This window comes from Mitsuaria sp. TWR114 (assembly GCF_007997345.1).
This window is the reverse complement of record NZ_VOSR01000117.1, coordinates 1-8,574: the sequence shown is the minus strand read 5'-3', so window position 1 is coordinate 8,574 and position 8,574 is coordinate 1. Positions and strand designations below refer to the sequence as shown.

The window sequence follows — 8,574 nt, the reverse complement described above, 5'->3', positions numbered from 1 at the left end:
CTGGCCGTCGCGGCGCCGTCAGGGCGCAGGGTCGGCGGGCATGTCGACACCCTAGTATCTGGCGACAGCAGCCTGGTGTCGCCGACGAAAAGAATCGCAAAGCGTCCGGCCCCGCCCGAGGAGCGGCCAAGAAAAATGCCGCTCGAGGAGCGGCATGCTTCGGGGCGGCGAGGGCGGATCAGCTCTCAGCGAGCAGCTTCTCGATCGTGCCGTGCAGCGCAGCGAAGTCGGGCTCGCCGACGAAGCGCTTGACGATCTCGCCCCGCTTGTTGATCAGGAAGGTGGTGGGCGTGAGTTGCACCTTGCCGAAGCGGCGCGCGATCTCGCCGGTGCTGTCCATCGCGACGCCGAAGGGCAGCTGGCGGGTCTCGGCATAGTTGGCGACATAGGCCGGCGGGTCATAGCTCATGGCCACCGCCAGCGTGTCGAAACCCTTGTCCTTGTACTTCTGGTGCGTCGCGATGACGTTGGGCATTTCCTTGACGCAGGTCGTGCAGGACGTGGCCCAGAAGTTGACCAGCATCACCTTGCCGGACCAGGCCTGCGCGGACGCGTGCTTCGAGCCGTCGAGCAGCACGTAATCCACCTGGGGGGCGGGTTCGGGCTTCAGGCCCTCGTAGGCGAGGCCGGCGCCGACACCGACGGCGGCAACCAACAACAGGAGTCCGGTCCAGCGAGGCAGCTTCATGGGGGGCGAGTGTATGCCGGTCGTCCGTGGCCCGTCACCCGGCAGGGGCTTGGGTGGGAGGTCGCCTCACAGCGCCTTGGACAGCTCGAAGAGCAGCACCGACGGCAGCGCGTCCTGCAGGTTCTGCCGCGAGATCCGCGCCATGTGGTCGGTCGTCGCGGTCGAGAGCTGCGTCTGCTGGTCGCCGTCCATCACCTCGACGAAGCTGAAGTTGGGCACCTCGCCGGTGATGTCGGCGCGCAGGCGATCGAAGTCCGCGTCGCGCAGCGACTGCTCGAAGGCGATGCCGTGCGGCAGGCCTTCCTCGCAGAACTGCAGGGCTTCGTCCATCGAGCCCACGGCGTCGATGATCAGCCCCATGTGGCGCACCGCGGCCTGGATCTCCTGCCGCAGCTCGCGGCGCGGCGAGACGATCAGCAGGTGGCAGCCCGCCAGCGGCTTGGAGTTGTGCGACGGCGTCGGATCGTCGAGTTCGGGCCGGTCCGGCGGCGCGACCGGCGCGGGGCCGTGCTGCGCGCCGGGCTCGTCGCCGGCCAGGTGCGGGAACTCCAGCGTCAGCATCGTGATGCCGGCCTCGTCCTCGCGCAGCGGCAGCGCGCCGATCGTCAGCGCGGTCTGCTCGATCAGGCGCCAGGTCAGCGAGTTCAGCGATTCGGGCGGTTCGTTGATCGCCGACGAAGGCGCGCTGCCCAGGTCCAGCGAGCGGTGGGCGAAGCGGCACATCAGCCGCGCCTTGGCGGGCCAGGGCGTCAGGTCCAGCCGCATCTCCAGCGAGGAATGCGTGTTCGTGAGCGCCCAGTCCATCACCGCGTTCAGCAGCGAGAACAGCAGCGACGCGTCGGTCATCACCTCGATCGGCTGCAGCAGCTGGCGGATCTGGATGCCGCGCGCCTGGGTCTCGCGGCTGCGCTGCGCCAGCACGCCGCGCAGCACCTGCGTCAGCGACACCTGCTCGCGCGACAGCCGCAGCCGGCCCGACGCCAGCCGGGCCAGTTGCTGGCTGACCATCCCGGCCTCGCGGGCCTGCGCCACCGCGTCGCGCAGCGCCCGCAGGCCCTGGCGGTCGATCTGGCCGCTGCTGATCAAGGCGTGGATGCGCTCCAGGGCCCCGCTCAGCGGGCCGGCGATCTCGGCGCCGAGCTGCTGGACGATGTCGCCCCATTGGGAATCGCTGGGGCGCTGCACCATGTCATTGGCGGCCAGCGGCGCGGCCACGGTGGGGGGCGGGCGGGACATGCTCTCTCGTTCGGGTGGGCCGCCGGCGGCATGCCGGGGCGGGGAGGCGCCATGGTTCCGCGCGGTCCTGGGGGAGGCCATCCCGTGAGTCGGGGGCAACCGCCCCCCTGGGGGGATGCCGTGAAATGGCTCACGTTTCCTAGGGGGACGGGGGCGGATGGCGGACGATCCGTCAGCCCTGGGCCTGGCGGTCGGCCAGCATGAGCAGGCGCTCGATGAGCGCCTCGGGCGCCGAGATCATCACCTGGTGGCCGGTCGGGATCTCGAAGCGTTCCCAGCCGGGCTGACTGCGGGCGCGCTCGCGTGCGGCGGCGATGGTGAGCAGGGCCGGCCGGTTGCAGTCGATGAAGGTGCGCGGCCGCGCCAGCCAGGCCTCCTTGTCGAAGTCCAGCGGGCTGTCGTAGACGCCGCCCGGCTGCGGGCGCTGGCAGCGCATCATCCAGTCGAAGTCCTCCGGCTTGAGCCCCATGCCGTGCGGCTCGGTCACCGGCAGGTGGCCGAACTTCGCGATCAGCTCTCGCCGCTGCGCCTGGGTCTCCGGCGTGTGGCGGCTGGACCAGGACTCGCCCGGCTCCGGCACCACCGCGTCCAGGTAGACCAGCCGCGCGATGCGGGTCGGCAGCTGGTCGGCCACGCCGGTGATCACCATGCCGCTGTAACTGTGGCCGACCAGCAGCACCTCGCTCAGTTCCTCGCACTCGATGACGGCCTTGACGTCGTCGATGTGGGTTTGCAGGCGGATGCCCTCGTGCGGCTGGTGCGCCCGCTCGCCGACGCCGCTCAGCGTCACCGGGAAGACGCGATGGCCGGCCGCCCGCAGCGGCGCCAGCACCCGCCTCCACGCCCAGGCGCCCAGCCAGGCGCCGTGCACCAGGACGATGTCCACGCCCCGCGCTCGATCCGCGCCGTCTCGATCGGTGCTGCTCATGCGATGACTCCTTCCTCGCGCCAGGCGGCGATGGCCTCGGGGCCGTGGCCGAGCTCGGCCAGGACCTCGTCGGTGTGTTGTCCCAGCAGCGGCGGGGGCAATCGGTAGGCCACCGGCGTGCCGGACAGCTTCATCGGGCTGGCGACGACGCGCAGCGCGTCGCTCAGCGGATGCGCCATCGGCACGACCATGCCGCGATGTCGCACCTGCGGATCCTCGAAAACCTCGGCCAGGTCGTTGATCGCGCCGCCCGGCACCTTGGCCGCCTCCATCGCGTCGAGCCAATGCTGGCGCGGGCGCGCGGCGATGCGCTCGGCCAGCAGCGGGACCAGCGCCTCGCGGTGCCGCACCCGCTGGGCGTTGGTCGCATAGCGCGGATCGCGGGCCAGCTCGGGCACGCCGAGCAGTTCGCAGAACTTGACGAACTGGCCGTCGTTGCCGACCGCGACGATCAGGTGGCCGTCACTGGCCTGGAAGACCTGGTACGGCACGATGTTCTGGTGGGCATTGCCCATGCGGCGCGGCGCCTGGCCGGTGCTCAGGTAGTTCGCGCCCAGGTTGGCCAGCATCGCCACCTGCGTGTCCAGCAGCGCCATGTCGACGACCTGGCCCTCGCCGGTCGCGTCGCGGTGGCGCAGCGCGGCCAGGATCGCCACCGTCGCATACATGCCGGTGAACAGGTCGGCCACCGCCACGCCGACCTTCTGCGGTCCGCCGCCGGGCAGCGCGTCGGCCTCGCCGGTGACGCTCATCAGACCGCCCAGGCCCTGGACCGCGTAGTCGTAGCCGGCGCGGTCCCGGTAAGGGCCGGTCTGGCCGAAGCCGGTGACCGAGCAGAACACCAGCCGCGGATTGAGCGCGCGCAGCGCCGGCGCATCCAGGCCGTAGCGGGTCAGGTCGCCGACCTTGTAGTTCTCGACCACCACGTCCGCGCGCAGGGCCAGTTCCCGGATCAGCGCCTGGCCCTTGGGACTGGCGATGTCGACGCCGATCGAGCGCTTGTTGCGGTTCGCGCCCAGGTAGTACGCCGCCTCGGCGGTGTCCTGGCCGTCGCGGTCCTTCAGATAGGGGGGGCCCCATCCGCGGGTGTCGTCCCCGCCGGGATGGCCGCCTCTGGGGGGGCGTTCGACCTTGATGACGTCGGCGCCGAGGTCCGCCAGGGTCTGCGTGCACCAGGGTCCGGCCAGCACGCGGGAAAGATCCAGAACGCGCACGCCCTGCAGGGCCATGGCGGAGGGACGGGGGGAGTTCGCTTCGCTCATCGGGGCATTGTGGGGGATGCCGCCGGGGTCGCCCGCGAGGCAGGCGCCGGTCGCACGGCCGCCATAATCGCCCGATGCGACGACTGGCCCCGCTCGTTCCGATCCTGCCGCTGGTGCTGGCCGCCGGCTGCAGTCCCGCGCTGAACTGGCGCAAGGTCGATCCGGAAGGCGCGCAGGTCTCGCTGATGTTCCCTTGCAAGCCCGAACGCGAGGAGCGCACCCAGCCCGGACCCGCCGGCCAGCCGGTCGTCGTGCGCTCCATGAGCTGCAAGGCCCGCGGCGGGCAGTTCTCCTTCACCTGGACCGACCTGGGCGACGCGCGCGCGACCTCCGCGGCGATGCGCCGCATGCACGACGGCATCGCCCGGCAGATGGCTCCCGGCGCCTCGGCGCCTCTCGGCGTCCGCGGGATCGCCGTCGATCCGGAAGCGTTCCAGCAGGCCTTCGAGGCCCGGCCGGGCCAGCCGGCCCAGCAGGTGCGCCAGGCCGTGTTCTCCCGCGAGGGGCGCCTGTACCAGCTGCTGCTGCAGGGCGAGCGCCTGGACGCGGAGGCCTGGGACGTGTTCCTGGGGTCGGTGCAACTGCCCCTTTGAGGGACCACCAAGGCGCCCTCCCCCGGATTGAGGATTTGTGCGGGCCCCGCCCGCGCCATGCTGCGCCGCACGATAATGCGCCCCATGTCCGGCCTGCTGCTGATCGCCCATGCTCCGCTGGCCACCGCGCTCAAGCAGGTGGCCGAGCACACGTTCCCGCACTGCGCGCTGCAGCTCAGCGTGCTGGACGTGACGCCGGAGATGAGCGCCGACGATGTCGAGTCGCTGGCGCGAGCGCTGATCAGCGCCTCCGGACATCTGCAGACCCTGGTGCTGACCGACGTCTATGGCGCCACACCGACGAATGCCGCGCTGCGCCTGCAGGGCGAGCAGGTCAAGGTGCTGACCGGCGTCAATGTGCCGATGCTGTGGCGCTCGCTGTGCTACGCCGGCGAAGGACTGGACGCGCTGCTGCAGCGCGCCAGCCAGGGCGGTACCCAGGGGATCCTGTGCGACGCGACCGCGCCGTGCTCCACCCACTCCTCGTCCCAACCTTCCTGCTCATGATCAAGTCGACCCTCACCATCAGCAACAAGCTGGGCCTGCATGCCCGTGCCTCGGCGAAGCTGACCAAACTGGCGGGGGGATTCAAGGCGGAGGTGTTCATGACCCGCAACGGCCGGCGCGTGAATGCCAAGAGCATCATGGGCGTGATGATGCTGGCCGCCGGGATCGGCGCCGAAGTGGAACTCGAGACCACGGGCGAGGACGAGCAGGCCGCGCACGAGGCGATCACCGCACTGGTCAACGACAAGTTCGGCGAAGGCCAGTAAGGCGGCCACGTCACGAGAAAGGGCTGCCGAGGCAGCCCTTTTCATTTCTGCATGGACGGGCGTCGTCAAAGACCGCCGAGGAAGTGCTTGCGGTAGCGCGCCGGCAGGTCCGCGATGCGCATGATCATCGGCAGGTCGGCGGTGTTGAAGTCCGGATCCCAGGCGGGACGGCCCAGGATGCGCGCACCAACGCGCAGGTAACCCTTGATCAGCGGCGGCGGCTCGACGACCAGGTCCTGGCGCAGGTCGTCGACCGGCAGCGGCAGGCGGGGGCGCACCTGCCACGCGATGTCGGCCAGATGGCTGCCTTCCAGCTGGCGCCACAGGCTGGCCGCGTAGTGGCCGCCGTCGCGCATGCTGATGGAGGCGCAGCCGATCATCGTGTCCAGGTCGTTGCGGACCATGAATTCGGCCAGCGCGCCCCACAGCGCCATGATGGCGCCGCCATGGCGGTGGTCCGGATGCACGCAGGAGCGGCCCAGCTCGACCATGCGGGGGCGCAGCGAGCGCAGTCGGGTCAGGTCGAACTCCGTCTCGCTGTACAGGCCGCCGGCGCGGCGGGCCGCCTCCGGCGTCAGCACCCGGTAAGTGCCGATCACCTCGGCCGGTTGGCCGTGCTCGTCGAGCGTGCGCACGAGCAGGTGCTCGCAGAAGGGGTCGAAGAGGTCGATGTCATGACCGGCGGGCGCACCGGCGGGCACGCTCAGCCGCGCGCCCATTTCGTCGACGAAGACCTGGTACCTCAGGCGCTGGGCCTGCCGGACCTCGTCCTCCGTGCGCGCCCAACCCACATGGAAGCGAGCGCGCGCAGCGTCGACAACGACGTCTTGGGAGCTGGCTGGAAGTGACCTCCGGGGCGCCTCGGCGGGGCGCAGATCGGAGAAGGGCAGGGTGGGCAGCGGCAGATCCCTCATGGCAAAGCCTCGCTGAAGTGATGCCGGGATGCTGAGCGGCGGCGGTGACGCGTCGGTGACCCTCAAGTGAACGAACCATGACAGTCGTGCCGTCGTCACGCTCGCCCGCACGGACGATTGACGCCGGGCTCACAGGGGTTTTCGCAAGTTCACCTGCGGCTCAAGAGGGCTTCGACACCCGCTGCTAAAGTCGGCGCATGAGTTTCCAGGTCTTCGGCATTCCCGTTTCCCGCGGCGTGGCGATCGGCCGAGCCGTGCTGGTCGCGTCCAGCCGCGTCGACGTCGCCCACTACTTCATTGGCGCCGCCGACGCGGAGCAGGAATATGCCCGGCTGGTCCGCGGCCGCGACGCGGTGACGCGCGAGCTGCAGGCCCTCAAGGCCGAGCTGCCGGAGGACGCGCCGCATGAGCTCGACGCGCTGCTGGATGTCCACCTGCTGCTGCTGAACGACGAGGCGCTCGTCGATGCCGCCCGCGACTGGATCGTCGACCGCCACTACAACGCCGAGTGGGCGCTGTCGGCGCAACTCGAGGTGCTGGCGCGCCAGTTCGACGAAATGGAGGACGACTACCTGCGCGAGCGCAAGGCCGACCTGGAGCAGGTGGTCGAGCGCGTGCTGGCTGCGCTCGCCACCGAGCAGGACGAGTCGCCCAGTGGCGCCTCGGCCGTGGTCGCGCGCGACTTCGCCGGCGAGGATCCCTTGCTGCTGGTGGCCGCCGACATCGCGCCGGCGGACATGATCCAGTTCAAGCGCAGCGTCTTCCAGGGCTTCATCACCGACATCGGGGGGAAGACCTCTCACACCGCCATCGTGGCCCGCAGCATGGCCATTCCCGCCGTGGTGGGAACGCGCGAGGCCTCGCGGCTGATCCGCCAGGACGATTGGGTGATCATCGACGGCGATGCCGGGACGGTCATCGTCAATCCCTCCCCCATCGTGCTGGAGGAGTACCGGTTCAGGCAGCGCCAGGCGGAGCTCGAGAACGCGCGGCTGGCCCGATTGCGCCACACGCCGGCGATCACGATGGACGGGCAGCGCATCGAGCTTCACGCCAACATCGAACTGCCGGGCGACACCGTGGCGGCGCTGGCCTCGGGCGCGACCGGCGTCGGCCTGTTCCGCAGCGAGTTCCTGTTCATGAACCGCGAGGGCGACCTGCCCAGCGAGGAAGAGCAGTTCGCTGCCTACAAGAGTGCCGTCGAGGCGATGGCCGGCCTGCCGGTGACGATCCGCACGGTGGACATCGGCGCGGACAAGCCCCTGGATCGGATGTCGGTCAATGAACTCCGCCACGAGCACGTGCTCAACCCGGCGATGGGCCTGCGAGCGATCCGCTGGAGTCTGGCGGAGCCAAGCATGTTCCGTCAGCAGTTGCGGGCCATCTATCGGGCAAGCGCCTTTGGTAAGGTGAAGCTGCTGGTCCCGATGGTGGCCCATCTGGGGGAGATCCGTCAGATCCAGGAAACCATCAAGCGGGTCAAGGGCCAACTGGACGAGACCGGCCAGGCGTACGGCGAGGTGCAACTTGGCGTCATGGTGGAGGTGCCGGCGGCGGCCATCATGCTGCCGCAGTTGCTCAGGCACGTGGACTTCGTGTCCATCGGGACCAACGACCTGATCCAGTACACGCTGGCCATCGATCGCGCCGACGAGGCGGTCGCGCATCTGTATGACCCCTGGCATCCCGCGGTCCTGCATCTGCTGGCCAATGCCATCGCCCAGGCTCGTGCGGCCGGCAAGGAAGTCAGCGTATGCGGCGAGATGGCGGGGGATTCGGCCTTCACCGACCTGCTGTTGGCCATGGGGCTGACCTGCTTCTCGATGCACCCTTCCCAGATCCCGTCGGTCAAACAGCGGATCCTCCGGGCGGATGTGCCGCGCCTGTCGGCAGCGCTGCCGCGGATTCTGGAAAGCGATGAGCCCGCGAAAGCGCGCTGGAGGCGCTGGCGCCGCAGTCACGGCTGCATTGACGCAGGACGGCCGGCGCTCCCTATATAGGGGGCTCGCCAAACGCGCGTCATGACGATCAGATGACGAGGGAGTTGCGCGACCGAAAAAACTCGTGCTAGACTCTCGGTCTTCGCTGCTCACGACAACGTTTTGAGCGGCGGCCTCGGAGGATATGCCGAGGTAGTCAAATGATTTGACTGGGCTTCCCAGTTTTCATTTGGCGGCGAG

The 8,574-nt window shown here is 69.8% G+C and carries 9 protein-coding genes; 4 read left to right on the top strand and 5 right to left on the bottom strand.

Going from position 1 to position 8,574, the window contains the following annotated elements:
- Window positions 1–178 precede the first annotated feature (178 nt).
- From FUT87_RS05755 to FUT87_RS05740, 4 genes are all read right to left on the bottom strand, one after another.
- Window positions 179–688, bottom strand: coding sequence for a TlpA disulfide reductase family protein (locus tag FUT87_RS05755; RefSeq protein WP_091731282.1), 510 nt, complete (start codon window positions 686–688; stop codon window positions 179–181).
- Between the two features lie 66 nt (window positions 689–754).
- Window positions 755–1,924 carry a hypothetical protein gene (locus FUT87_RS05750; RefSeq protein WP_147240372.1) on the bottom strand — a complete coding sequence of 390 codons (1,170 nt, stop codon included), beginning with the start codon at window positions 1,922–1,924 and terminating at the stop codon, window positions 755–757.
- A gap of 172 nt (window positions 1,925–2,096) precedes the next feature.
- Window positions 2,097–2,852: an alpha/beta fold hydrolase gene (locus FUT87_RS05745; protein ID WP_147240371.1), complete on the bottom strand. Its 756-nt coding sequence runs from the start codon at window positions 2,850–2,852 to the stop codon at window positions 2,097–2,099.
- Window positions 2,849–4,114, bottom strand: coding sequence for a CaiB/BaiF CoA-transferase family protein (locus FUT87_RS05740; protein WP_147240370.1), 1,266 nt, complete (start codon window positions 4,112–4,114; stop codon window positions 2,849–2,851). The genes FUT87_RS05745 and FUT87_RS05740 overlap by 4 nt, the downstream gene beginning before the upstream one ends.
- A 74-nt stretch (window positions 4,115–4,188) precedes the next feature.
- On the opposite strand from FUT87_RS05740, the gene FUT87_RS05735 reads away from it, so the two are divergent.
- From FUT87_RS05735 to FUT87_RS05725, 3 genes are all read left to right on the top strand, one after another.
- Entirely contained in the window at window positions 4,189–4,707 is a 519-nt protein-coding gene (locus FUT87_RS05735) for a hypothetical protein (protein WP_091731295.1), read from the top strand.
- An 84-nt stretch (window positions 4,708–4,791) separates the two neighbouring features.
- A complete protein-coding gene (locus tag FUT87_RS05730) occupies window positions 4,792–5,214 on the top strand; it encodes a PTS sugar transporter subunit IIA (RefSeq protein ID WP_254783511.1) in 423 nt (140 codons plus the stop codon).
- The gene (locus FUT87_RS05725; protein ID WP_091731299.1) at window positions 5,211–5,480 is read left to right on the top strand and encodes an HPr family phosphocarrier protein; all 270 of its coding nucleotides are present in this window, start codon (window positions 5,211–5,213) and stop codon (window positions 5,478–5,480) included. Before FUT87_RS05730 ends, FUT87_RS05725 begins: the two co-directional genes overlap by 4 nt.
- Window positions 5,481–5,545: 65 nt before the next feature.
- On the opposite strand, the gene FUT87_RS05720 is transcribed toward FUT87_RS05725, so the two are convergent.
- Window positions 5,546–6,394, bottom strand: coding sequence for a GNAT family N-acetyltransferase (locus FUT87_RS05720; protein WP_147240369.1), 849 nt, complete (start codon window positions 6,392–6,394; stop codon window positions 5,546–5,548).
- 197 nt (window positions 6,395–6,591) lie between these two features.
- Here FUT87_RS05720 and ptsP point away from each other — a divergent pair, with 197 nt between their 5' ends.
- The gene (gene ptsP, locus FUT87_RS05715; protein WP_147240368.1) at window positions 6,592–8,394 is read left to right on the top strand and encodes a phosphoenolpyruvate--protein phosphotransferase; all 1,803 of its coding nucleotides are present in this window, start codon (window positions 6,592–6,594) and stop codon (window positions 8,392–8,394) included.
- Window positions 8,395–8,574 lie beyond the last annotated feature (180 nt).